The organism is Hymenobacter chitinivorans DSM 11115, from assembly GCF_002797555.1.
Taxonomy (GTDB): domain Bacteria; phylum Bacteroidota; class Bacteroidia; order Cytophagales; family Hymenobacteraceae; genus Hymenobacter; species Hymenobacter chitinivorans.
Window position 1 is genome coordinate 530101 of record NZ_PGFA01000001.1, and the last position, 23104, is coordinate 553204.

The window sequence follows — 23104 nt, forward strand, 5'->3', positions numbered from 1 at the left end:
CTAGGCGCGGGCTACTACCTACCAAGTTGATTCAACCTTTGAAAATATGAGCATAAACGTCACCAAAGCATATTTGCCCCCGCTTGAAGAATATGTGGGTTATCTGGAAGGTATCTGGGAGCGGGGCTGGCTGACGAATAACGGGCCGCTGGTGCAGCGTCTGGAAGCTGACCTGAGCACGGCCCTGAGCGGAGCCCGGGTGCAGTTTATGTCCAACGGCACGATTGCGCTGCAAGTCGCCATCAAGGCCCTGCAGCTCACGGGCGAAATTATTACCACGCCGTTTTCCTACGTGGCCACCACCACGGCCATTCTCTGGGAAGGCTGCGAGCCGGTGTTCGTGGATATTGAGGAGCAAACCTTCTGTATCGACGCCACCAAGATTGAAGCCGCCATTACGCCCCGCACCTCGGCCATTCTGGCCACGCACGTCTACGGCTACCCCTGCGACGTGCGGGCCATCGAGGAAATTGCCAAGCGCCACAACCTGAAGGTAATTTACGACGGCGCCCACGCCTTTGGCGTCACGGTGCACGGCCGCTCCTTGCTGGCCTACGGCGACATTACCACTTGCAGCTTCCACGCCACCAAGCTGTTTCATACCAGTGAGGGCGGCGCCATTATTACCATGGACGAGGAGCTGGCCCAGAAAGTGTGGCTCTACAAATCGTTCGGCCACATCGGCGACGAGTACTACTCGCTGGGCGTAAATGGCAAGAACTCCGAGTTTCATGCCGCCATGGGCTTGTGCAACCTGCCCCGCGTGCCCGAGTTCATCGAGGCCCGCCGCCAGGTAGCTGAGCTCTACCGCGCCGAACTGGCCTCGCTGCCGCTGCGCTACCCCATCACGCCGGCCGATACGGAGTACAACTACTCCTACTTCCCGATTATTTTCGAAACGGAGCAGCAGATGCAGCGGGTGAAAGATGCCTTGGCCGCCCACGACATCAACACCCGGCGCTACTTTTTTCCCTCCCTCAACAAGCTGCCCTACCACACCGGGGCCGACTGCCCCGTGTCGGAGGATATTTCGCTGCGTGTGCTGTGCCTGCCGTTTTATCAGCAACTGGAGCACGATGACGTGCGCCGCATTAGCCAACTGATCCGGGAGAACTACGCATGAGGCTAGCCATCATGCAGCCCTACCTGTTTCCGTACCTGGGCTACTACCAGCTGCTGGCGGCCGTCGACCGGTTCGTCATCTACGATGACGTGCAGTTTATGCTGCAGGGCTGGATCAACCGCAACTACATTCTGGTGAATGGCAAGCCGCTGCTGTTTACGCTGCCGCTGGAAGCCACCAGCGCCAACAAAAGCATCCGTGACACGACGGTAAACCCGAAGCTGTTTCCCACCTGGGCCACCAAGTTTACCCGGACCCTGCAGCAGAACTACAGCAAAGCTCCGTACCTGGCCCCGGTGCTGGAAATGGTGGATACAGTGTTGGCCTCGGCCAGCGGGCAGTCCATTGCGGACGTGTCAACGGAAAGTATCCGGCAGGTGCACCGGTACCTGGGGCTGCAGAGCCAGATTGTACCCACTTCGACCGGGTACCAAAATACTCATCTGAGCGGCCCCACGCGGGTGTTGGATATCTGCCGGCAGGAAGGTGCCGACCACTACATCAACCCCATCAACGGGCGGAGCTTGTACGACGAAGCGGCTTTTGCCCAGGAGGGCATCAAGCTCAACTTCCTGCAGATGGAGCCCGTACCCTATAAGCAGCTTAAAGGTGAGTTTGTACCCTCCCTCTCGATACTGGACGTGCTGATGTTCAACGCCCCGGCTGCCGTGCACGAACTGCTCCAAGCTTATACTCTGGCCTAATCCTGGCCCACTTTTACCCTTCTCGCGCTACTCTCTCGTTACTATGGAAACCCCGTCCTCCACACTGCCGACAACCGTGGAAAAAGTGGCTATTATGCAGCCCTACTTTTTCCCTTACCTCGGTTATTTCGCGCTGATCAAGCACACTGATTTCTTCGTTTCCTTCGACCCGGTGCAGTACATTCGCAAGGGCTGGATCAACCGTAACCGGGTGCTGAAGCCGAATGAAAGCTGGCAGTACATTACGGCTCCCATCCAGGGCACCGACCGCGAAGCTCTCATCAAGGACGTGCTCGTAACCGAGGGCGACGCCTGGAAAACCCAGATTCTGCGCCAGCTGGAGCACTACAAGAAACGCTCCCCCTACTACAATGAGGTAAAGGCCCTGCTGGAGCGCTGCTTTGCCAACCCCGAGCTCAGCATCAGCCGCCTCAACACGTTTTACCTGGCCCAGGTCTGTGAATACCTGGAAATTCCGTTTAACCACGCCATCTTCTCGGACATGAACCTGACGCTGGGCCCGGTGGCGGCGCCCGACGAATGGGCCCTGCGCACGTCACAGGCCATGGGTGCTACCACATACATTAACCCGCCCGGGGGCCGGGAGTTCTTCCACGCCGACAAGTACATTGCGGGCGGCGTCAAACTGCAGTTCCTGGACATGCACCTGGAGCCCTACAGTCAGCGGCGACCTACCTTTGAGGCCGGCCTCTCCATCGTCGACGTGCTGATGTTCAACACGCCCGAGCAAGTGCGCACGATGCTGGATAACATCAGCCTCGAAACGGCGCAATAACCCACGGTATTCACTTTTACTCAGGCACGCATGATTGGCTATTATTCACCGGAGGAACTGGCCGAGCTCGGCTTTGCCGAAGTAGGCGAAAACGTCAAGATTTCCAAGACGGCCACCATCTACAACACCGGCCTCATCAGCATCGGCAGCAATGTGCGCATCGACAACTTCTGCGTCATTGCCGTGTCAGGCACCTCGCGGCTGCGCATTGGCAGTTACAGCCACATTTCGGCCTTCAATTTCATCAACGGCATGGGCGACATCACGCTGGGCGACTTCTTCACCACGGCGCCCTACGTGCGGATTTTCTCGTCGTCGGATGACTACAGCGGGGAGCACATGGCCAATACCATGGTGCCCCGCGAAGCCATTGGCACCGAGTCGGCCCCGGTTGTAATCCAGAAGCACGTGCTCATCGGGACTGGCTCCACTATTCTGCAGGGCGTCACGCTGGCCGAAGGCACGGCCGTGGCGGCCCACGCCCTAGTCACGAAAAGCACCGAGCCTTTTACCCTGGTGGGCGGCGTACCGGCCCGCAAACTCAAGGACCGCAGCCGCAACCTGTTGGAACTGGAAAAGAAATATTTTCATGGCAACACCGAAGGTTAGCGTTTGCATGGTTACCTACAACCATGCTGCCTTCATCGGCCAAGCCATCGAGAGTGTGCTGCGCCAGGAGCGGGACTTTGCCCTGGAGCTGGTTATCGGCGAAGACCGGTCCACGGATAACACCCGGGCCATTATCGAGGACTACCAGAGCCGGCACCCGGGCATTATCCGCCTGATTACCTCGCCCAACAACGTCGGGGCCCAGCCCAACTTTATCCGGACCTACGGGGCCTGCGAGGGCGAGTATATTGCTATGCTCGAGGGCGACGACTACTGGGTCGACGACCAGAAGCTAAAGCTGCAGGTGGAGCTGCTCGACCAGAATCCCGATCTGGTAATGTGCTTTGCGGGCTGCTCGGTGGTGAACGAAAAAGGCGAGCTGCAGCAGGAAAACTACGTGCCCGAAACCTCGCGCCGGCGTCTGACTCAGAACGATATTATTGGCAGCTACTGCCCGCCCACGCTCACGGTGCTGTTTCGGAATCGGATGCTGGAAACCCTGCCCCCGGCCTTTGCCCAGGTGCACAACGGCGACTATTTCCTCTATAGTATGCTGACCAGCAAGGGCGACGCGGCTTATCTGCCCCGCGTGGTGGCCCACTACCGCAAGCACGGCGGCGGAATCTGGACGGCGCAGAACCTGGAAAAGCAGTACCGCGGCAACCTGCGTACCAACCTAGCCGTGCTTGACTTTCTGGGCGGTAAGTGTCCACCCAAACTGCTGACGGCCCTGAACTGGTTTTACACCCAGCTCTGCACCATTCTCTGGACCCAGAACCGTCGGGACGAGTTCTGGCCCCTGTACCGCGAATTTGCCCGGTTTTCATTGGCCCACCTGAACAAGGAATTTGCCGCCTATACCTTTCGTCTCCTCACCGGCCGGCTGCCCGAAGTGAAGTAGGGGAGAGGCCCACGCATGTTACGGTATGAGCTCTGACTTTCGCCCCTTACCCGGCGTCACGCTGCTGATTTGCACGCACAACGGGGCCACCCGACTGCCCGAAGTGCTACGCTACGTAGCTGCCCAGCAGGTGCAGCCCGGTGTACCGTGGGAAGTGCTGCTCATCAGCAACGCCTCCCAGGACGACACGCTGGCCGTAGCCGAGCGGCTGGGCCGGGAACTGCTGCCAGCCGGCGTGGCCTACCGGGTGCTCGACGAGCCCCGGCCCGGCAAGGAAAACGCCCTGGTACGCGGCCTGAACGAGGCTCGCTACGAAGCCGTGGCCATCGTCGACGACGACAACCTGCTGGCCCCCGACTACACCCAGATGGCCTTTGAGGTAATGCAGGCCCATCCCGAAATCGGGGTGCTGGGGGCCCGGGCTACCGGCGGCTTCGAGGTGGCGCCGCCGGCTTGGTTTAAGAGCGTGGAGGCCGTGTACGCCATTGGGCCCCAAAACGGGGGCGTGAGCGGGCCGTATCCGGACAAAGAAGGTTTCGTGTACGGCGCCGGCTCGGTGGTGCGCCGTTCGGGCTGGCTGAAGCTGCAGGAACATGGCTTCCACTTCCTGACCCAGGTGCAGCGCGGCAAAGTGCTGGCCGGCGGCGAGGATATCGAGCTGGGGGAGGCCCTGCGCCTGGCCGGCTACCAGCTCTGGTACGACGAGCGGCTGCAGTTTCAGCACTTCATGTACCGCAGCCGCCTCACCTGGGACTACCTGCTGCGCATCGGGCCCGGGGCGCCGTCGGCCCTGCTCATCAGTACGGTCTACTACTTCGTGGCCCGCCACCCCACGCTAACCGAAGCAGCCTTCAACCGGCTCTACGCCAAGCGCCTGGTGTGGCTCCTGACCGAGCTGGCCAAGCGGGCCGGGGCCGTGGCCGCGGTGTGGCGCCGCCCGCCGGGCGAGGGCGAAATGGCTAACTTTGAGGCCCTGCGCCTGCTGCACAACTTTCGGGTTTCGCTCGGCAGCAGGAGCGAGGCCCGGCGCCTGTTTCGCGAGGTGCGGGCCCTGCAGCAGCGCCTGACTGAATTTAAGTAACCACTCCGCTGTTCTGTTTGCCCTATGTCAATTCTTGGCCGCGTCCGCAATAAGATTTCCGAAGAGCTTTACCAGCGCCGCCGCCGCCGGGAGCAGCAGCAGCTCCGCAACCGCGACTTTACCGTCATTTCCAATGACTGCTGGGGCGCCGAAGTCTACAAGCATTTCGAGCTGCCCTTCAACACGCCCTTCATCGGCCTGATGCTGATGGCGCCTGACTTTATCGAGCTGCTCCGCAACCCGAGATATTACTTGAGCCAGCCGCTGGTATTCCAGGAAAAGTCGCGCTACGAGACCATCAACGAGCTGCAGAAAACGCACAAGCACCCGTTTCCAGTGGCCACGCTCGGCGACAAAGTTGAGCTGCAGTTTCTGCACTACCACTCCCAGCAGGAAGCTGCCGCGAAGTGGCCCCGCCGGGTGGAGCGCATCAACTGGGACAACCTGCGGGTGAAGTTCGACGGCAGCAAGGACTTCGCCACGTCCGAGCTGGTGCGCGAATTTGCCACGCTGCCCTACCAGAAGCTGCTGCTGCTGGAAAAGCCCTTGGCCGGCGTACCCGAGGGCGTCGTCGTGCCCGACTACACTACCAACGGCATGGAGCTGTTCCGCCGCTCTTTGCCCCATTTTGATCTGCTGGGCTGGATTCAGCCCCAGTCGGCCTAGCACTGCCCGCCGTTTTTCACCTGTTTTATCGAGCCTATGTCGCCCCGCGTTTCGGTCCTGGTGCCGGTGTATAATGTTGAAGCCTACATCCAGGAAACCCTGCGCAGTCTGCTTCGCCAGACCTACCAGGATTTTGAAATCGTGGTGGTCAACGACCGGTCGACGGACCGCACGGCCGAGCGGATTGCTGAGCTCAACGACCCGCGTATCCGCTTGGTTACCAACAAAGTAAACCTGGGCCGGGCCGGCACCGACAACTACGGTATGACCCTGGTGCGGGGCGAGCTGGTGGCCAAGATGGACGGCGACGACCTGTGCCACCCCGAACGGCTGGCCCGGCAGGTGGCTTTCCTGGATGCTCACCCCGAAGTCGACATCGTGGGCAGCTGGGTGCAGTGCTTCGGGGCGGGCCAGATGCTGTTTGAGTACCCGACCCAGCCCGCCGATACCCGGGCCATGATGGTCTTCAACATGACCATTGGCAACCCCTCGGTGATGCTGCGCACGAGCCTGTGGACCGAAAAAGGGTTGCGCTACGACGACCAGCTGCGCCAAACGGAGGATTACGACTTCTTTGGCCGCTATTTGCCCCAGCTCACCATTGCCAACCTGCCCGAAGCCCTGGTGCAGTACCGCGTGCTGGCCCACAACGTGCGGCCCGCCGTGTACGAGGAGCGCCTGAAGGTTGCCAACCAGATTCGGGAGCGGCTGCTCAGTACGTTTGGCGTGCCCTACTCCGCCCGGGAGCTGCACCTGCACAACACCATTTCCCACCACCCGTTTCAGCTCGGCGACATCACCCTGGCCGAAGTGCACGACTGGCTCTGGAAAATTTATACCAGCAACGAGCACAGCCGCTTTGCCGACTCGGCGGCCATGCTGCGGGCCGTGGCCGAGCGGTGGTTTCTGACCTGCTACCTGAATCCCGACCGGAGCCACAACTCCTGGCGCGAGTACTACCGCCAGCCCCTGGCCCGGCACTACAAGCCGACGCCCCGCTTATTCGCTAAATTTGCGGTCAAAAATTTCGTGCTGCGCCACCTCAAGCGCCGCTAGTTTCGTCTTTTCCCCGGCATGAGTTCTTCGTCAGCGCGCAAAAATATCCTGTTGCTTATTCCCCAGCTCACCTACGGCGGGGCCGAGCGGGTTTTTCACGACCACGGCCAGGAGCTGGCCCGGCAGCATCGGGTAATCGAGTGCGTGTTCGACAGCCGCACGGAAGTGGCTTTCCCGACCCAAAACCAGCTGGTGGCCCTCGACGTGCCCGCTGGTGCGGGCATTGTGGGTAAGCTGAGCACGTTTATCAAGCGGGTGCAGCGGGTGAAAGCCCTGAAGCGGGAACACAACATCGACGTCTGCATCAGCCATTTGGAAGGCGCCGACTACCTGAATCTGCTCAGCAAAGGCCCCGAGCAGGTGCTCTTGTGCATCCACAACTCCAAGCGCCACGACCCTAACATTCGCGGGGCCCTGGGCTGGCTGCGCCGCCGCGTGCTGATGCCCTTGCTCTACCGCTCCGCCGACTGTATCGTGCCCGTGAGCCGGGACTTGCGTCAGGAGCTGATTGATATGTTTGCCCTGCCGCCCCAGAAGGTGGTTACTATCAACAACTTCTTCGACGTGGAAGGCATCCGCCGCCGCAGCCAGGAACCCTTGCCGGTGGCCACCGCGGCGCTGTTTGCCAACCACCCCATCCTGATTACGGCCGGCCGCCTGGCCCGCGAAAAAAACCAGAAGGCCCTGATTGACGTGCTGCATGCCCTGCGCACCCAGGGCCAGAGTGCGCCCAAGCTGGCCTTGCTCGGCGATGGTCCGCTCCGCGCCGACGTCATTGGGCGCTGCCAGGAGCTGGGCTTGCGCAGCTGGCAGATCTGGGACGAGCAGCCCCTGACGGAAGACTACGACTTGTATTTTTTCGGCTTCCAGGCCAACCCCTTCCAGTACATTGCCCGGGCCAGCGTGTCACTGCTGTGCTCGGCCACCGAAGGCTTCCCCATGGCCCTGTGCGAGGCCATGGCCTGCGGCGTGCCCGTGGCTTCCACCGACTGCCCCACCGGCCCCCGCGAAATCCTGGCCCCCCAAACGCCGGCCACGCAGTACGCTGCCGCCCCCGAATGGGCTGAGTTTGGCGTGCTGCTGCCCTTGCTGGCTGAAAGCACGCTGCCCACCGTGGCGCTCGTGTGGGCCCAAACCTTGACTACTATGTTGGCCGATTCCGCGCAACGCACGTACTATGCCGCGCAAGCGTACGCCCGAGTCCAGGATTTTGCTCCCACTAAAATCATGCAGCAATGGGAATCCTTACTTAACGAATCACCCCAGTAATGAAGCTTCGCCACGTCATAGCCTACGTTTATAATAGCTGTAATGATCCCCTGTTTAAGGCTGCCATGCTGCCCTTTATGCAGCACGCGGGCCGGCAGCAGCCCGATATTCGGCTGCACCTAATTACCTACGAGCAGGAAGAATATGCCCTGACCGAGGAACAAGCCGCTCAGATGCGCGCCTATCTGGCCGCCGACAACATCGAGTGGCACCCGTTGAAGTGGCACTCGGGCCGTTTCAAGCTGCTCAAGAAAGCGTTTGACTTGCTCAGCGGGTTTTTGCTGGTGCTCAAGCTGCGCATCAGCCCCGGGGCCCGGAGTATCGCGGCCCTGGGTACCGTTGCCGGGGCCTTTGCTTTCGTGATGGCCAAGCTGCTGGGGTTGCGGTACTACGGTTTCCAGTACGAGCCCCACAGCGAGTTTATGCGCGACTGCCACGTGTGGCCCGAAACCAGCATAGCCTACCGTGGGCTGCACTACCTGGAGCGGGTATCGGGCATGCAGGCCGACATTCTGTCTACGGGCACGGTGCACATGATGAACCGCATGAAGGAGTGGGGCACCAAAGCCGAAGTGTATAAGCTGCCCAGCTGCGTCGACGAAACCAAAATATTCTTCCGCCCCGACGGCCGGGCGCGGGTGCGGGCCAACTACAATATTGCCGCCGACAAGCAGGTGATTTTGTACCTGGGCAAGTTTGGCGGCATTTACTACGACCGGGAAATTGCGGTACTGTTCCGCGTATTTCACCAGCAGAATCCCGAGCTGCACTTTCTCATCGTTTCGCCCGACTTGCCCGCCCACATTGCCGGACTGATGCAGGCGGAAGGCTTGCCCGAAACGAGCTATACCATCACCCGCAGCCCGTATGAGCAGGTGCAAGAGTACATTTCCGCCGCCGACTTTGGCCTCGTGGCCGTGCCTTCCCTGCCGTCGCAGAAATTCCGCTCGCCAATTAAAGTAGGGGAGTACCTGTGCTGCGGGTTGCCGTACCTGGTGTGCGCCGGCGTGTCGGAAGACGACCTGGTGGCCGAAAAGTACGATGTGGGCGTGGTCGTCAACGACTTCAGCGAAGCGGAGGCCCTGCGGGTATACCCCCGCGTGGAGCAGTTGCTGAACGCCGAAAAAACGGCCTTGCGCGCCAAGTGCCGGGCAGCTGGTATTGCTTACCGGGGCCTGAGCCAGTATCTAACTACGGCAGATCATATCTTTGCGCAACTGTAAAATCAGCTGGGCCCGCGGCTAAGCGGTGGCCCGGCTTTTCTACCAACTTTTGGGGGCAGTGTTGCGTCCTACGTATTGGGGTGTTATCGTACTTTGGGCCTCGGCTTTCGGCGGGTTTACTGTCCTGATACCCCTGCAATTTCTGAAAAATAACATACCAAATTCTTCCTCTGATGAGCCAGGAACTAATCGATTTCGAGAAGTTGCAAGCCCATGCCAACGAGCTGAAGCAGCAATGGAACGACCCCCAGAAACCGTTTCACTACCTCGTGTACGACGGTTTTTTTCGGCCCGAAGCGGCGGAGCGGATTCTGGAAGCATACCCGGACGTAACGACCGGCAACTGGGATGGCACCACCTACATCAACCAGAAAAATAAGTTTGCCCTCACCAAGTTTGGCGCCGAATATCCCCTGCTGCAGCAGGTGTTCGACGAGTTCAACGGGGAGAAATTCCTGCACATGGTCGAGGACATTACCGGTATTCCCGAGCTGCTGGGCGACGATGAGCTCTTCGGCGGCGGGTTGCACCAGTCCGTAACGGGCGCCTTCCTGGACGTCCACGTTGACTTCAACTACCACCAGACCACCAAGTACCACCGGCGCATGAATGCCATTGTGTACATGAACAAGGACTGGAAGGACGAGTACAACGGCCACCTGGAGCTGTGGGACATGAAGAACAAAAAGCAGTTGGAGAACGTGGCGCCCGTATTCAACCGTTGCGTTATTTTCGAAACCAACGAGGTTTCCTTCCACGGCCACCCCAAGCCCCTGGCGGCTCCCGGTGGTATTACCCGCAAATCATTGGCGGTGTACTACTACACCAAAACCCGTCCGGCCAACGAAATTGCCGGGGAGCACAACACCGTCTACGTAAACACGGAGGGCACCGGCGGCTTGTTCAAAAACCTGAAGTCGGGGCTCAAAGCCGCCGTGGAGCGCATAAAAAAGTAGCGTAAGTGTCGCTATTGGTGCTTTGCACCAGTCTGAGCCGGCGCCCGGCCGAAAAGATACACACCCGCTTAGCTTCGGCTGGGCGGGTGTTTTTGCGTTTATTGCCCTCAAAATTAACTCGAACAACAGAATAGCTGATGGAGAAAAATCTGTCGCCCGTTCTTTTGCCGTATACTCGGCCTGCTGACCGTCCGGGGGCAAAACACAACCCGTGGCCTTAGTCCCCGGGCGCAGTTGGTACGGGTTATTTCGTGTCAAAAGTAGCCGGATGGGTTCTTCTCATAACTCACCTTACCGGTTTGGGGTTAGCCTAGTTGGAGGCAATATTTTAGCTGCTCCACCAGGAGTGACGTCCGGCTGATTTCTGGTATCTCTTCTTACAGGATACTTTATCCGGGAAGGCAAGCGTTACCAAGTGCCCGAGCGGTTGTTGGCCACGCCCGCTCAATTTCAGTAGGCTCCGGGTCAGACCAATCCGAGGTATTTTGAATCTTGAAAAGCATTATCTGAGCAAAACAGCCGGAGGCGTCAAGGCTCCGCCAATCTACGGGGCAGTGGGTTGAGCAGAGCAAAAAAGAACTACACCTATGAAAACTGCCGTAGAAAGGAATATTGCCCTGGAAGTGCTTCCCTGGGATACCGACTTGCTAGGCTTTTCCGTAGCCCAGCTTCAGCCCTCGTCGTCGGCCCGTAGCTGCGTAGCGTCGCTGCTCGATGAGGCCCGGCGCCAGCAGATTCAGCTGCTGTACTGGTTTGTCGACCCGGCCGATGCGGAGGCGGTTGTTACGGCCCGAACCTTGGGAGCCCGGCTGGCCGACCGTAAGATTACGTATTCGATGCCGATGCCCGCTACGGCGCCGCCGCTGGTCAGCAACGTTGAGCCCATTCGGACGCTGACGCCTCAGCTTCGCTCCCTGGCCCTGCAGAGCGGTTATTATTCCCGCTTCCGAACAGACCCGGGATTTGCTCCCGGCGTGTACGAACGGTTATATACTCACTGGATTGAAAACTCACTGGCTGGCACCTTGGCGCGGGAAGTACTCGTGTACCGGCCCACGCCCGAGGCCCAGGAGGTGGGCCTGCTGACGTTGCGTACCTATCCCTCCCACGTCAATATTGATTTGCTGGCTGTCGACGAAAAGTTTCGGCGGCGGGCTGTGGGGGCCACTTTAATTGAGGCGGCCCAACGATGCACCCTGCAATGGGGCTTTTCTGAACTACAAGTGGTTACCCAGCAGGATAACGTCCAGGCTTGCCGCTTTTACGAGCGGTGCGGCTTTGAGCCCGTCTTGTTGCAATATATTTACCACATATGGATAAAATAAATATACAATAGTGATTTATTCAGCAAGCTGGACTTATTTTGTTGTACTCTGTATTCAAGTTACCTAGTGCCCACTGATGAGCTCAACTTATATTCCGTTCAACAAACCTTACCTGTCCGGCAACGAAATTCGCTATATTGAGGAAGCAGTACGTTCGGGTAAGATATCCGGTGACGGGATATTCACGAAGCGCTGCCACGATTTTTTTGAGCAAGAACTGGGTTTCCAAAAAGTACTGCTGACTACTTCCTGCACCGATGCCCTGGAAATGGCCGCGCTGCTGCTTAATATTCAGCCCGGGGACGAGGTAATCGTGCCGGCCTACACCTTTGTCTCCACCTCGAATGCCTTTGTGCTCCGCGGGGCTACCATTGTCTTTGCCGACAGCTCGGCGCTGAGCCCCAACGTGGATGCAAGCCAGCTGGAGGCCTTGGTCACGCCGCGTACCAAGGTCATTGTGCCAGTCCATTACGCCGGAATTGCCTGCGACATGGACCCGATTATGGAGCTAGCCCGGCGCTACAATCTATTTGTGGTCGAAGATGCGGCCCAGGCCATTGATAGTTACTATAAGGGGCGTAAGCTGGGCTCCATCGGTCATCTGGCGGCATTTTCCTTTCACGAAACCAAGAACATCATTTCGGGGGAGGGCGGTATGCTGGTTATTAATGACCCGCAGTTTGCCGTCCGGGCCGAAATCCTGCGCGAAAAAGGCACTAACCGCTCGGCCTTCTTCCGCGGGGAGGTCGACAAGTACAGCTGGGTTGATTACGGCTCCTCTTTTTTGCCCTCCGACATAATTGCGGCTTTTCTTTGGGCGCAGCTCGAAAACCTGGCCGACATTCAGGCCCGCCGCAAGCAAATTTGGAGGCAGTATTACGAGGCGTTGAACCCGTTGCAAACCCTGGGTGTGCGCCTGCCCGTGATACCCGAGTACGCCACCAACAACGGCCACATGTTTCACTTAGTGTGCCGCAGCCTAGCCGAGCGGACGGCCCTTATCGAGCGGCTGAAGGCCGAGAATGTACACCCCGTCTTCCACTACCTGTCGCTGCATACCAGCCCGTTCTACGCCGACAAGCACGACGGCCGCCGCCTGCCCCACACCGACCACTACAGTGACTGTCTGGTTCGACTGCCGTTTTTCTACGAGCTTACGGATGCCAACCAGAACTTTATCAACCACCTTATTCTCGATTTTTACCAGCTTTAAGTCGGAAGGGAAGGCCAGTACATTTACCACTCATTTTCAGTGATTAAACCTGCTCAACTCCCGGGCGTAGCCAGCCCCGACTTTCGTTTTGCCAATTATGTGCTACCGCTACTATTGCTGGGCGGGCTGGCGGTGCGGCTGCTGTTTCTCTGGGTTGGGGCTGATATCTACTACCACGGCAGGAGTCCCTTCTTTAACAACGACTCTTATTCTTTTACTCAGAGCTTTTACAATCTTGTAACGCAGGGCACCTATACCTTCAACCCGAAGAACCCGGATGCTGCGTTTGGCCGTTTGCCGGGCTACCCGTTTTTCTGGGGGGCGCACTGGCTGCTGTTTGGCGACCAATACGCGTACAAGGCGGCCGCCTACACCCAGGTTTTGCTCGACACGGCCGCCATTTACCTGGTGTACGCTACGGCCAGGGCCCTCACGCGGGATGTGCGTATGGCCTGGGTTTCGGCCTTGCTCTACGCCGGTTACCCGTTTATTATCGTGTGGCTGACCATGTCCGGTTCGGAGGCCTTGGGTACGTTCATAACCATCGTCATCTTCTGGTGGTTGGCCACGCGGCCCGTCGCGCCAGCTACGGCCCTGGGGGCGGGGCTCCTTATCGGCGTGGCTTTAATGATTCGGGAATACCTGGCAGTTCTGCTGCTGGCGGCAGTTTTTTGGGTGTACCTGAGCAGCGGAATAAACTGGCGCTTCCTTCGGCTGAGCGCCGTAGTCGGGGTGGGGTTTATGCTGGTGTATATCGGGTGGCCCGTGCGCAACTACTTTGGCCAGCATCAGCTCGTGCTGCTCAAAACCCGTTCGGCGGGCTACGACCGGTACGCCGATGACGTGTCCAGCGCCCGGCAGTGGATTTATGGCTGGACTGCCGAAGCCGACCCGTATCTGGACGGTATAGCCGGGTTGCGGCCCTTGCCGGCCCTGCCGGCCGACGTGCTGGCCAACCCCACCGAAGTCCGGCAATTTCAGCTCTTGCTGAAGCAGGTGCGGCAGTGCGGCACCGGTTTTTATGCGTGGCGCTACGCCCAGATGTTTCCCAAAACGAGGCAGGACTGCAATGCCGAAATAGCAGCGGGCTTCACGGCACTAAATGATTCGTACCAGCGGCGCTTTCCCTGGCGGTACTGGACCCAAGTCCCCTTCGCCGACCTGCAGCGGGCCTTTTTCAAAAGCCAGCTGCGCCAGGCCAATGTGGCCGGCGGAGCCCTCAGCTTCGGGTTGTTTGGGTACCGCAGCCTGCTGCTGCTGCTAAGCATGGCCGGCGCCTGGCTGCTGCGCCACCGGCGCAGCAGCTGGCCCATCGTATTTTTCTTCGGCTTTATGTACGTATTTCTGTGCTTCGGTATCCGGCATCTGGAGATTCGCTACCTTCTGCAGGCCGATGCGGCCATGCTCTGCCTGGCTGGCGTCCCGCTGGTACGGCTGCTCGACTGGCTTACCCGACCCAAAGTCTTGGGTTTGGCGGCTGCCGTCGGGGCCGAAGGCGAGGGGCGTTAGGATTGCATCTAGTACCTTTGCCTGATAAAACGTGGGGGCCATATCCTGCGTTAGTGTTGGCGTATGCACATTTTATTTCTTGTTCCTTACCCTCCCGGTAAGGCCCCTTCCCAACGGTTTCGGTTTGAGCAATACCTGCATTTTCTCACGGAAGCAGGCCACACCTACCAGCTGGAATCTTTTATTTCGGAAGCAACCTGGGCTATTCTCTACAAGTCCGGGCATACGCTCACGAAAGCACTAGGCATCGTCGGCGGCTTCTTGCGCCGTTTCCTGCTGCTGTTCTCGGTGCCAAAGGCCGATTTCGTCTTTATTCACCGGGAAGCCTCGCCCATCGGCCCTCCCATCTTCGAGTGGTTGATTGCCAAAGTACTCGGTAAGCGCATCATCTACGACTTCGACGACGCCATCTGGATTCCCAACACTTCTGCCGCCAACAGCATCGTGGCCGGGGTGAAGTGGCACCACAAGGTGGGCAGCATCTGCCGCTGGGCTTATAAAGTAAGCTGCGGCAACAGCTACCTGCGCGACTACGCCCAGCAGTTCAATCCCAACGCCATTGTCAACCCCACGACCATTGACACGGTCAACCTGCACAATGAGGTAAAGGACCAGCGCACCGAGCAGCTCGTCATTGGCTGGACCGGCACGCACTCCACCATGAAATACCTGGAGCAGGTGGTGCCCGTGCTGGCCCAGTTGGAGCAACACTACGCGTTTGAGTTTCGGGTTATTTCCAACCAGGAGCCGACGCTGCCCCTGCGGTCCTTAAGCTACCGGCCGTGGCGCAAAGACACTGAAATTGCCGACCTGCTAACGTTCAATGTGGGTCTGATGCCGCTGGAAGATGACCCCTGGGCCAAGGGCAAATGCGCCTTCAAAGCGCTGCAGTACATGGCCTTGGGCGTACCGGCGCTGGTGTCGCCGGTAGGTATGAACAGCGAAGTGGTTACCGATGGCGTGGATGGCTACATCTGCGCCACGCCCGAGCAGTGGTACAACGGATTGGAGAAGCTCCTGCGCGACCATGAGCTGCGCACCCGCTTTGGTCAGGCGGCCCGGGCCACCATTGAGGCGCGCTTCTCGGTGCTGGCAAACCGGGACAACTTCTTGGCGTTGTTTGCCTGAAACTGCATGATATAGAGCGCCGCCAGATAAAATGGCATCAACGGAATCTTGTAGCGCACCAGCGTGCCGAAGTTGCCGCTGTTGGTACCCACCCCAATGGCGAAGACGATGGCAAACAGAAAGCAGAAGGTAACCATCGGGGTGCTGGCTATCTGCTTGAAACTCTTTATGATGCCCGTTCGGTAAAACATCATTACCGTCAGGTAAATGAACATGGTGGCCTCAATGGCCGAGAGCAGCATTACCGGGTTGCGGGCTTCGAATAGGAAGGGGCGGAACAGGCTCACAATCACGGCCTGCGGCGCCACCGTCACCAAGCTGCCCAAGCTGCCATCTACGGCCCCGATGTTGTAAGCTGAGCCCTGGTCTTTGGTCAGGGTGTAGAGGTATTCCTGGTTGATTTTGGTTCGTTCGCCAATCTTGTCCACGGCAAAACGGTCGTCCTGGGCAGTAAGGTTGGTGGCGCCCAGAAAGCCGGCGCCCACGCCCAGCACCAGGAAAAACGGCTTGAGCACCATGCGCAGGGCCGCACTTTTGATGCGGCGGTTATTCTCGATAAACACCCAGATGAGGGCCGGGGGCATGAATGAGAGCAGGATATAGACCTTCACCGTTATCAGGACGTACGCCCCGATCAGGCCCACCACGATGGAGAAAAAGATGTTACGCTTGAGTACGGTGGCGTGGTAAAAGCCGTAGAACACCCAGCCCAGGGCGCCAAGGCACAAGGAGTCTTTCATCACGCCCGAGCCCCAGAAGAACACCGACGGCAGGAAAAAAACGGCTATGGCGAAACGCTTGTACAACAGCGGATAAGCGCGGATAAACGTGAGGTACATGGCCCACATTCCGCTGAAGCTGATGCCGGCAAACATCAGAGCCATAACGGAATACGTGTTGAAGCAGAGCAGGGACAAAACGGCCGCAATCTGCACTACGAAAAACTCGGTGCTCGACTTGTACCAGTACATGTGCACCGTATACGGGGCCGTGACGGGGTCAAACTCGCCGTGGGAAAAGATGAGCTTGATGGCCGCCACCGGCGACTCCCCGAAGGCGTCGTAGATAATGTCGACGTGCTTGGTATAGTTGAACGTGTCGCCGCCGCCGTAGTAGAATTGGTATACCAGACCCAGCGCAATAGCGCCCAAAAACTTGACCGAGAGAGCCGGAATGAAATAGCGCCGGGTAAATACGTTGGTGACCTTCCCCCGCACCCCATAGGCAATGCCGTAGAAGATGGCCAGGTAAATAGGGGTCAGCAGCAAATCTTGTAGTTTCATCCGGCGCGCAGCGAGTGTCCGCTATTTCTTGTTCTTCTTCACGTAAGCCTTGGCTTCCTTGTACTCGGCTGACTTATGATCAGCTTTGTCTGCTACTACGTTGTAATAGCGCAGGGCGGCTGCCGTATCCTTCTCCTTGTCAGCAATCTGGGCCAGCTTCTGGTTGGCGTACAGATAAAATCCCCCGCTGGTGTCGCCGGTGCTCTCCGCAAACACGATACTGCGCTGGTAGTAGTCCTTGGCCTTGGCCCGGTCCTTATACTTGTTTTGCATCAGCCAACCCAGAAAGTACGTGGCGTAGCGCCCACTGATGCCTTCGTAGCCGGGCAGGCCCTGGTTGAGCTTATCCAGAATTTCGCGGCTCACCCGCTCACATTCCGGAAAGTTGCCCTCGTTGAAGCAGAGCAGGGCGTAGAAGCGCTGGAAGTAAGCGTTGTCGGGGTAGTTGTTGGCCAGGTAGCGCGCCACCGGCATCGAAGCCGCCGTGTTGTTTTCCTCATTGTTGAGGATGCGCATCAAAAATGTTTTGGCTTCCAGGCCGGTGTAAAACCCGTTGTCGGCCACATTCTTGAGCTGCTGCAAGCCCAGGGCCCGGTTGCCCTTCGGGAAAAAGAGCAGCACGGGCCGCAGCAAGGGGTAGTTTTCCGAAATCCAGACGGCGTAGTAGTTGAACAGGGCCTGGCCGAACAGAAACTCCGGGCTCAGGCCGTTGGCCTCCTTGCTTTTCTCGAGGTAGTCGAGGGCACGCTTGCTGCTTACGGTAGCTTTGCGCCAGTCTTTGCGCTCGGCGTGCAGGCGGGCATCAAAACCGTAGGCGGCCGAGAGGAAAAAGCAGGCTTCGTAGTTTTTGTTATCCGCTTCGTAAAGCCGCTCCCCGTAGGTTACGGCCGTATCCATGTAGGCAAAAAACGACTTGTCGTAGAGCTTGGTTTGGACGTTGGTCGGTACAATTTTCCACCATTGGCTCAGACCCAGCAAAAAGTACGGCATCGGATGCTGGGGGTAGCGGCGGCGCAGGGAGCGGAATTGCTTTTCGGCCTTGTCGTACTTGAAGTTGTAAAGGTTCTGAACTGCGCCTTCCAACTCGGTCTGGATGTCTTTATCCAGTAGCAGCCAGCCTTTTGTGTCAACAGCTCCCGGGGCAATATCCACGTTTTCGAGCTCTATTTTGCGGATAGGAGCCGAAGTACGGGTCGTATCGGGCTGCTGGGCCTGCGCCACCAGCGGCAGGATAATGAGCAACAGGATAAAACGGAGTTTTTGGATCATGGGAGCGGATGGCGGCGGGTGGGCGGGCAATTAATACTGCCGGGAAGCCACGCAACGGGAAAGCTAAAGTATGACTTTTATCCTAGATTTGGCCGAATAAACGCACCGCTATGGACCTGCTACGAACCTTATGCGGCTTGGCTGCCCCTGCTGGCAATGAGGCCCCAATGACCGATTTCCTTTTAAACTATATTGCTGAACACCAAACTTCGTGGCGCGTACAACCGCAAGTTCTAGCCGGGGAAGGTTTTCAGGATTGTATTATTCTGGTATTTGGCCAGCCTCGAACGGCAGTTTTTGCGCACATAGACAGTATTGGCTTTACGGTTCGGTATGGTCAAGAGTTGGTACGTATTGGTGGCCCCCGGGCGGAAACGGGCTACCGGTTGGTCGGGCAAGATGCGCAGGGCGCTATTGACTGCACGCTCACCGTCGATGCTAGAACCGGGGAGTTGGGCTATGAGTTCATCCGCCCCATCGAGCGGGGCACCGAACTAACCTTCTACTGCGACTTTCGCGAAACCGATACCACCGTGCAGTCGTGCTACCTCGACAACCGCCTGGGCGTCTGGAATGCCCTGCGCTTGGCCGAAACCCTGGAACATGGCATTATTGCCTTTAGCTGCTGGGAAGAGCACGGCGGGGGCTCAGTGGCGTACCTGGCCAAGTACATCTACGAAAACTACGGGGTGCGGCAGGCCCTGATTTCGGATATTACCTGGGTAACGGAAGGCGTGTACCCCGGCCAAGGCGTGGTCATCTCCCTGCGCGACTCCCTGATTCCGCGCCGCGCTTACGTCGATAAAATCCGGCGTATTGCCCACGAATCCGGCATTCCGTACCAGCTGGAAGTGGAAGGCAGCGGCGGCTCCGACGCCAAGGAGCTGCAGCACGGCGCCCAGCCCTGGGACTGGTGCTTTATCGGCGCCCCCGAAGACCACGTCCACTCCCCCGATGAAATCGTGGATAAGCAGGACATTGCCAGTATGTTGGCACTTTATCAGGTACTGATGCAGAAGTTGTAGGCGAGTCCTGTATAAACCGCAAAAAGGCCTCCGGGAAGTTTCCGGGGGCCTTTTTGCTTCTGGTACGAGCCCTTATGGAATCGATGAACCCTATTTCAACTATATAGAAGTATGGAGTTTACGGGTTAAAAGTTGACTATTAGGCAATAAACTCTATTTTACGAGCACAAACCCCTGTTCTTTTCCAACCACAACCCTAAAATCCCACCACCGCTTTTATGATGAACATTCTTTACGTAGCGCCTGTGCTGGGCGTGCTGGCTCTTTTCTACACGTGGTTGCGGGCCGGCTGGGTAACCAAGCAGGATGCGGGGGACGAGCGGATGCGCACCATTGCCGGCTACATTGCTGATGGGGCCATTGCCTTCCTGCGGGCCGAATACAAGGTGCTGGCCCTCTTCGCTCTCATTGCCTGCGCCTTTCTGGGCTACCTGGGCACTACCGGCGAAAAGTCGAGCCCCGTCATTGTTATTGCCTTTCTGATTGGCGCGTTCTTCTCGGCCCTGGCCGGCTTTATCGGGATGAAAATTGCCACCAAAGCCAACGTGCGCACCGCCCAGGCCGCCCGCACCAGCCTGTCGCAGGCCCTGAACGTGTCGTTTTCGGGCGGCTCGGTAATGGGCATGGGCGTGGCCGGCCTGGCCGTGCTCGGGCTGGGCTCCCTGTTTGTGGTGTTTTACAATATGTTTGTCGTCAGCCGGGGGGGAGGGGCCAACGGGGTTGAGATGGAAACCGCCCTGGAAGTGCTGACGGGCTTCTCGCTCGGGGCCGAAAGCATTGCCCTCTTTGCCCGCGTGGGCGGCGGTATCTACACCAAAGCCGCCGACGTGGGGGCCGACCTGGTGGGTAAAGTCGAAGCCGGTATTCCCGAGGACGACCCCCGCAACCCCGCCACCATTGCCGACAACGTGGGCGACAATGTGGGCGACGTGGCCGGCATGGGCGCCGACTTGTTCGGCTCCTACGTAGCGACCATTCTGGCCACCATGGTGCTGGGCCGCGAAGTGGTGGCCGCCGGCGACCAGTTCAACGGCCTTTCGCCCATTCTGCTGCCGATGGTCATTGCCGGCATGGGCATTCTGGCTTCTCTGGTCGGTATTCTGCTGGTGCGCGTCAAAGAAGGCGGCAACGTGCAGGGCGCCCTCAACTTCGGCAACTACGCCTCGGTTATCGTGTCGGGCATTGCCTCGTTCTTTATCATCCGCTGGATGTTGCCCGCCGGCGAACTGGTAATCGGCCGGGCCGGCTCGGTGCCGTTTACTTCGATGGACGTTTTCTGGGCCGTCGTCGTGGGCCTTGTGGTAGGCACGCTGATGAGCATTATCACCGAGTACTACACGGCCATGGGCAAGCGCCCAGTCAACAGCATTGTGCAGCAAAGCAGCACGGGGCACGCCACTACCGTTATCGGTGGCTTGGCCGTGGGCATGGAGTCCACGGTGCTGCCCATCATCGTGCTGGCGGCCGGCATCGTGCTGTCGTTTGAGTTTGCCGGCCTCTACGGAGTAGCCATTGCCGCCGCCGGTATGATGGCCACCACCGCCATGCAGCTGGCCATCGACGCCTTCGGCCCCATTGCCGATAACGCCGGGGGCATTGCCGAAATGAGCGAGCTGCCCAAGGAAGTGCGGGAGCGGACCGACATTCTGGACGCCGTGGGCAACACCACTGCCGCCACCGGGAAGGGTTTCGCCATTGCCTCGGCCGCGCTTACTTCGCTGGCCCTGTTTGCCGCCTTCATGGGCACGGCCAATATTTCCAGCATCGACATCAGCAACGCCCGGGTGCTAGCCGGTCTGTTTATCGGCGCCATGATTCCCTTTATCTTCTCGGCCCTGGCTATTTCGGCCGTGGGCCGCGCCGCCATGGCCATGGTGCAGGAAGTGCGGCGGCAATTCCGCGAAATTCCCGGCATCATGGAAGGCACCGGCCGGCCCGAGTACGAGAAGTGCGTGGCTATTTCCACCCAGGCCGCCATCCGGGAAATGATGCTGCCCGGCGCCATTGCCCTGATTGTACCCATCATCATCGGCTTCACCTTCGGGCCCGAAGTATTGGGTGGCACCCTGGCCGGCGTCACGGTATCCGGGGTGCTGATGGCCATGTTCCAAAGCAACGCCGGCGGGGCCTGGGACAACGCCAAAAAGTCGTTCGAAAAAGGCGTGCTGGTAAACGGCAAGATGGAATACAAGGGCTCTGACGCCCACAAGGCCTCCGTCACCGGCGACACCGTCGGCGACCCGTTCAAGGATACCTCGGGCCCTTCGATGAACATCCTGATCAAGCTCATGTCCATCGTCTCGCTGGTTATTGCGCCCCACATTGCGGCCCCCGGCCGGGCCGTGGCGCCCCGACCCCAGGAGCGCCCGGCTTTGCACTTGGAGCCCAAGGTGCGCTACGCCGAAATAGCCCCCCAGGCCGCCCAGGCCCTGTTTGTGCTCTTGCGCGAAACCCGCTAGCGGATTAAACGGCTGGTAATCGGAAGTCACCAAGCTGCCCCTCCCCACCGGAGGGGCAGCTTTTTTGTACTACCTTTGACCCGTAGTTTAGCCCTGAGGACCAAGCCAACCCGGATGTCATTATCCACTATCTCGCTGCACGACAAGCAGTTTGCGCCGTATCTGACCGCCAGTCAAATCACTGCTGCCGTTCGGGAGCTGGCCGCTCACATCAACCGTGACTACGCTGGCAAGCAGCCCTTGTTCGTGGCCGTGCTGAACGGTTCGTTCATGTTTGCCGCCGACCTGCTCAAGGAAATTCAGCTGCCCTGTGAAATAACCTTCATTCGGGTTTCGTCTTACCAGGGCACCAGCAGCACCGGCACCGTGCGCGAAATCATGGGCCTGCAGGAGGAAGTGGCCGGCCGCGACCTGATTATCCTGGAAGACATTGTGGACAGTGGCCACACCATGAAAGGGCTGCTCGAACAGCTGCGGGCCAAGAATCCGGCCTCGGTGGAAGTGGCCACGCTGTTTCTCAAGCCCGAGTGCCTGCAGCACCAGCTCGACCTGCGCTACATCGGCCTGAGCATTCCCAACGATTTTATCGTTGGCTACGGCCTTGACTACGACGGCTTAGGCCGCAACCTCCCCGACGTGTACTCGGTCGTATAAGCTCCGGCACACCCAAAACAAGTTGCATTCCGTAAGGAACGGTTTGTTTCCGATTTGTTATCTTTCCCAACCCAGCCGCTTTTCCTCTCCCCGCGAAATACCCGCTTTTATGCTCAATATCGTACTCTTCGGCCCGCCCGGCGCCGGCAAAGGAACGCAAAGCCAGAAGCTCATTGCCCGTTACAACCTGGTGCATCTCTCCACCGGTGATTTGCTCCGCTCCCAGATTGCGCAAGGCACCGAGCTTGGTCTGCGGGCCAAGCAGCTTATGGATGAAGGCCTGCTCGTACCCGACGAAGTGGTTATCGGCATGATTGAAAGCCAGCTGGCCAACAATACCACCGCCGCCGGCTTTATCTTCGACGGCTTCCCCCGCACCGTACCCCAGGCCCAGAGCCTCGACGAGCTGACCCGGCGCTACGACACCGGCGTGAGCTGCATGATTGCGCTGGAAGTAGCCGAGGAGGAGCTGGTGAAGCGCCTGCTGGAGCGCGGCAAAACCAGCGGCCGCCCCGACGACCAGGACGAAACCAAAATCCGTAAGCGCGTGACGGTCTACAACAACGAAACCGCCCAGGTAGCCAGCTACTACGCCCAGCAAAACAAGTTTCACGGCCTCAACGGCATCGGCGCCATCGACAATATCTTCGGCCAGATCTGCGAAATCGTGGATCAGCACCTGCCCGCTACGCCCGTGGCCGACAGCCAGGCTGCTGCTGACGAAGTAAAAGCGTAACTTTGCGGCTGCTACCCCCGTGGGTAGTGGCAGAATACCTCTGTCATCCTGCGCAAAGCGAAGGACCTTATGACTGCCGAACGACTCGTACCCCCGACTTGTTTGGCGTGATAAGGTCC

The 23104-nt window shown here is 58.8% G+C and carries 21 protein-coding genes; 19 read left to right on the plus strand and 2 right to left on the minus strand.

The window, feature by feature from the left end:
• The first annotated feature begins 46 nt into the window (after window positions 1-46).
• From CLV45_RS02010 to CLV45_RS02080, 15 genes are all read left to right on the plus strand, one after another.
• A complete protein-coding gene (locus CLV45_RS02010) occupies window positions 47-1123 on the plus strand; it encodes a DegT/DnrJ/EryC1/StrS family aminotransferase (RefSeq protein WP_100334727.1) in 1077 nt (358 codons plus the stop codon).
• Complete coding sequence (locus CLV45_RS02015; RefSeq protein WP_100334728.1) at window positions 1120-1827, plus strand: WbqC family protein; 708 nt, start codon at window positions 1120-1122, stop codon at window positions 1825-1827. Before CLV45_RS02010 ends, CLV45_RS02015 begins: the two co-directional genes overlap by 4 nt.
• A gap of 43 nt (window positions 1828-1870) precedes the next feature.
• A complete protein-coding gene (locus CLV45_RS02020; RefSeq protein ID WP_211289889.1) occupies window positions 1871-2623 on the plus strand; it encodes a WbqC family protein in 753 nt (250 codons plus the stop codon).
• Window positions 2624-2653: 30 nt separating this feature from the next.
• Window positions 2654-3232 carry an acyltransferase gene (locus CLV45_RS02025; RefSeq protein ID WP_211289890.1) on the plus strand — a complete coding sequence of 193 codons (579 nt, stop codon included), beginning with the start codon at window positions 2654-2656 and terminating at the stop codon, window positions 3230-3232.
• A gap of 7 nt (window positions 3233-3239) precedes the next feature.
• On the plus strand, window positions 3240-4133 hold the full coding sequence (locus CLV45_RS02030; protein WP_157807234.1) for a glycosyltransferase: 894 nt from the start codon (window positions 3240-3242) through the stop codon (window positions 4131-4133).
• A gap of 25 nt (window positions 4134-4158) precedes the next feature.
• Window positions 4159-5214, plus strand: coding sequence for a glycosyltransferase (locus CLV45_RS02035; protein ID WP_100334730.1), 1056 nt, complete (start codon window positions 4159-4161; stop codon window positions 5212-5214).
• Between the two features lie 24 nt (window positions 5215-5238).
• Window positions 5239-5880 (plus strand): DUF1919 domain-containing protein, encoded by a 642-nt coding sequence (locus CLV45_RS02040; RefSeq protein ID WP_100334731.1) that lies wholly within the window; start codon window positions 5239-5241, stop codon window positions 5878-5880.
• Between the two features lie 36 nt (window positions 5881-5916).
• The gene (locus tag CLV45_RS02045) at window positions 5917-6936 is read left to right on the plus strand and encodes a glycosyltransferase family 2 protein (protein ID WP_100334732.1); all 1020 of its coding nucleotides are present in this window, start codon (window positions 5917-5919) and stop codon (window positions 6934-6936) included.
• Window positions 6937-6954: 18 nt separating this feature from the next.
• The gene (locus CLV45_RS02050; protein WP_100334733.1) at window positions 6955-8205 is read left to right on the plus strand and encodes a glycosyltransferase; all 1251 of its coding nucleotides are present in this window, start codon (window positions 6955-6957) and stop codon (window positions 8203-8205) included.
• 65 nt (window positions 8206-8270) lie between these two features.
• Window positions 8271-9428 (plus strand): glycosyltransferase family protein, encoded by a 1158-nt coding sequence (locus CLV45_RS02055; protein WP_157807235.1) that lies wholly within the window; start codon window positions 8271-8273, stop codon window positions 9426-9428.
• Window positions 9429-9601: 173 nt separating this feature from the next.
• Entirely contained in the window at window positions 9602-10384 is a 783-nt protein-coding gene (locus CLV45_RS02060) for a 2OG-Fe(II) oxygenase (RefSeq protein WP_100334735.1), read from the plus strand.
• 587 nt (window positions 10385-10971) lie between these two features.
• The gene (locus CLV45_RS02065) at window positions 10972-11709 is read left to right on the plus strand and encodes a GNAT family N-acetyltransferase (RefSeq protein WP_100334736.1); all 738 of its coding nucleotides are present in this window, start codon (window positions 10972-10974) and stop codon (window positions 11707-11709) included.
• Between the two features lie 76 nt (window positions 11710-11785).
• On the plus strand, window positions 11786-12922 hold the full coding sequence (gene rffA / locus CLV45_RS02070; RefSeq protein ID WP_100334737.1) for a dTDP-4-amino-4,6-dideoxygalactose transaminase: 1137 nt from the start codon (window positions 11786-11788) through the stop codon (window positions 12920-12922).
• Window positions 12923-13021: 99 nt separating this feature from the next.
• A complete protein-coding gene (locus tag CLV45_RS02075; protein WP_157807236.1) occupies window positions 13022-14431 on the plus strand; it encodes a glycosyltransferase family protein in 1410 nt (469 codons plus the stop codon).
• A gap of 63 nt (window positions 14432-14494) precedes the next feature.
• Window positions 14495-15559 carry a glycosyltransferase family 4 protein gene (locus CLV45_RS02080; protein ID WP_100334739.1) on the plus strand — a complete coding sequence of 355 codons (1065 nt, stop codon included), beginning with the start codon at window positions 14495-14497 and terminating at the stop codon, window positions 15557-15559.
• Here the strand turns inward: CLV45_RS02080 and CLV45_RS02085 are convergent.
• Together CLV45_RS02085 and CLV45_RS02090 are read right to left on the minus strand one after the other, a co-directional pair.
• Complete coding sequence (locus CLV45_RS02085) at window positions 15481-16842, minus strand: hypothetical protein (RefSeq protein WP_157807237.1); 1362 nt, start codon at window positions 16840-16842, stop codon at window positions 15481-15483. The genes CLV45_RS02080 and CLV45_RS02085 overlap by 79 nt on opposite strands.
• Window positions 16843-16863: 21 nt before the next feature.
• A complete protein-coding gene (locus CLV45_RS02090; protein WP_100334741.1) occupies window positions 16864-18111 on the minus strand; it encodes a tetratricopeptide repeat protein in 1248 nt (415 codons plus the stop codon).
• A 344-nt stretch (window positions 18112-18455) separates the two neighbouring features.
• Here CLV45_RS02090 and CLV45_RS02095 point away from each other — a divergent pair, with 344 nt between their 5' ends.
• The 4 genes from CLV45_RS02095 to CLV45_RS02110 all read left to right on the plus strand — a co-directional run bounded on the left by CLV45_RS02095 (window position 18456) and on the right by CLV45_RS02110 (window position 22985).
• Complete coding sequence (locus CLV45_RS02095; RefSeq protein ID WP_317045087.1) at window positions 18456-19136, plus strand: M20/M25/M40 family metallo-hydrolase; 681 nt, start codon at window positions 18456-18458, stop codon at window positions 19134-19136.
• 218 nt (window positions 19137-19354) lie between these two features.
• A complete protein-coding gene (locus tag CLV45_RS02100) occupies window positions 19355-21595 on the plus strand; it encodes a sodium-translocating pyrophosphatase (protein ID WP_100334743.1) in 2241 nt (746 codons plus the stop codon).
• 114 nt (window positions 21596-21709) lie between these two features.
• Window positions 21710-22249 carry a hypoxanthine phosphoribosyltransferase gene (gene hpt, locus CLV45_RS02105; RefSeq protein WP_100334744.1) on the plus strand — a complete coding sequence of 180 codons (540 nt, stop codon included), beginning with the start codon at window positions 21710-21712 and terminating at the stop codon, window positions 22247-22249.
• Between the two features lie 109 nt (window positions 22250-22358).
• Window positions 22359-22985: an adenylate kinase gene (locus CLV45_RS02110; protein WP_100334745.1), complete on the plus strand. Its 627-nt coding sequence runs from the start codon at window positions 22359-22361 to the stop codon at window positions 22983-22985.
• Window positions 22986-23104 lie beyond the last annotated feature (119 nt).

Bases quoted from the DNA above. Each gene is read 5' to 3' on its own strand.
- CLV45_RS02085 (WP_157807237.1), bottom strand. From the start codon at position 16,842: ATGAAACTACAAGATTTGCTGCTGACCCCTATTTACCTGGCCATCTTC.
- CLV45_RS02050 (WP_100334733.1), top strand. From the start codon at position 6,955: ATGAGTTCTTCGTCAGCGCGCAAAAATATCCTGTTGCTTATTCCCCAG.
- CLV45_RS02015 (WP_100334728.1), top strand. From the start codon at position 1,120: ATGAGGCTAGCCATCATGCAGCCCTACCTGTTTCCGTACCTGGGCTAC.
- CLV45_RS02010 (WP_100334727.1), top strand. From the start codon at position 47: ATGAGCATAAACGTCACCAAAGCATATTTGCCCCCGCTTGAAGAATAT.
- CLV45_RS02060 (WP_100334735.1), top strand. From the start codon at position 9,602: ATGAGCCAGGAACTAATCGATTTCGAGAAGTTGCAAGCCCATGCCAAC.
- CLV45_RS02065 (WP_100334736.1), top strand. From the start codon at position 10,972: ATGAAAACTGCCGTAGAAAGGAATATTGCCCTGGAAGTGCTTCCCTGG.
- CLV45_RS02035 (WP_100334730.1), top strand. From the start codon at position 4,159: ATGAGCTCTGACTTTCGCCCCTTACCCGGCGTCACGCTGCTGATTTGC.
- CLV45_RS02030 (WP_157807234.1), top strand. From the start codon at position 3,240: ATGGTTACCTACAACCATGCTGCCTTCATCGGCCAAGCCATCGAGAGT.
- CLV45_RS02100 (WP_100334743.1), top strand. From the start codon at position 19,355: ATGATGAACATTCTTTACGTAGCGCCTGTGCTGGGCGTGCTGGCTCTT.
- hpt (WP_100334744.1), top strand. From the start codon at position 21,710: ATGTCATTATCCACTATCTCGCTGCACGACAAGCAGTTTGCGCCGTAT.
- CLV45_RS02040 (WP_100334731.1), top strand. From the start codon at position 5,239: ATGTCAATTCTTGGCCGCGTCCGCAATAAGATTTCCGAAGAGCTTTAC.
- rffA (WP_100334737.1), top strand. From the start codon at position 11,786: ATGAGCTCAACTTATATTCCGTTCAACAAACCTTACCTGTCCGGCAAC.
- CLV45_RS02020 (WP_211289889.1), top strand. From the start codon at position 1,871: ATGGAAACCCCGTCCTCCACACTGCCGACAACCGTGGAAAAAGTGGCT.
- CLV45_RS02090 (WP_100334741.1), bottom strand. From the start codon at position 18,111: ATGATCCAAAAACTCCGTTTTATCCTGTTGCTCATTATCCTGCCGCTG.
- CLV45_RS02080 (WP_100334739.1), top strand. From the start codon at position 14,495: ATGCACATTTTATTTCTTGTTCCTTACCCTCCCGGTAAGGCCCCTTCC.
- CLV45_RS02055 (WP_157807235.1), top strand. From the start codon at position 8,271: ATGCTGCCCTTTATGCAGCACGCGGGCCGGCAGCAGCCCGATATTCGG.
- CLV45_RS02025 (WP_211289890.1), top strand. From the start codon at position 2,654: ATGATTGGCTATTATTCACCGGAGGAACTGGCCGAGCTCGGCTTTGCC.
- CLV45_RS02045 (WP_100334732.1), top strand. From the start codon at position 5,917: ATGTCGCCCCGCGTTTCGGTCCTGGTGCCGGTGTATAATGTTGAAGCC.
- CLV45_RS02110 (WP_100334745.1), top strand. From the start codon at position 22,359: ATGCTCAATATCGTACTCTTCGGCCCGCCCGGCGCCGGCAAAGGAACG.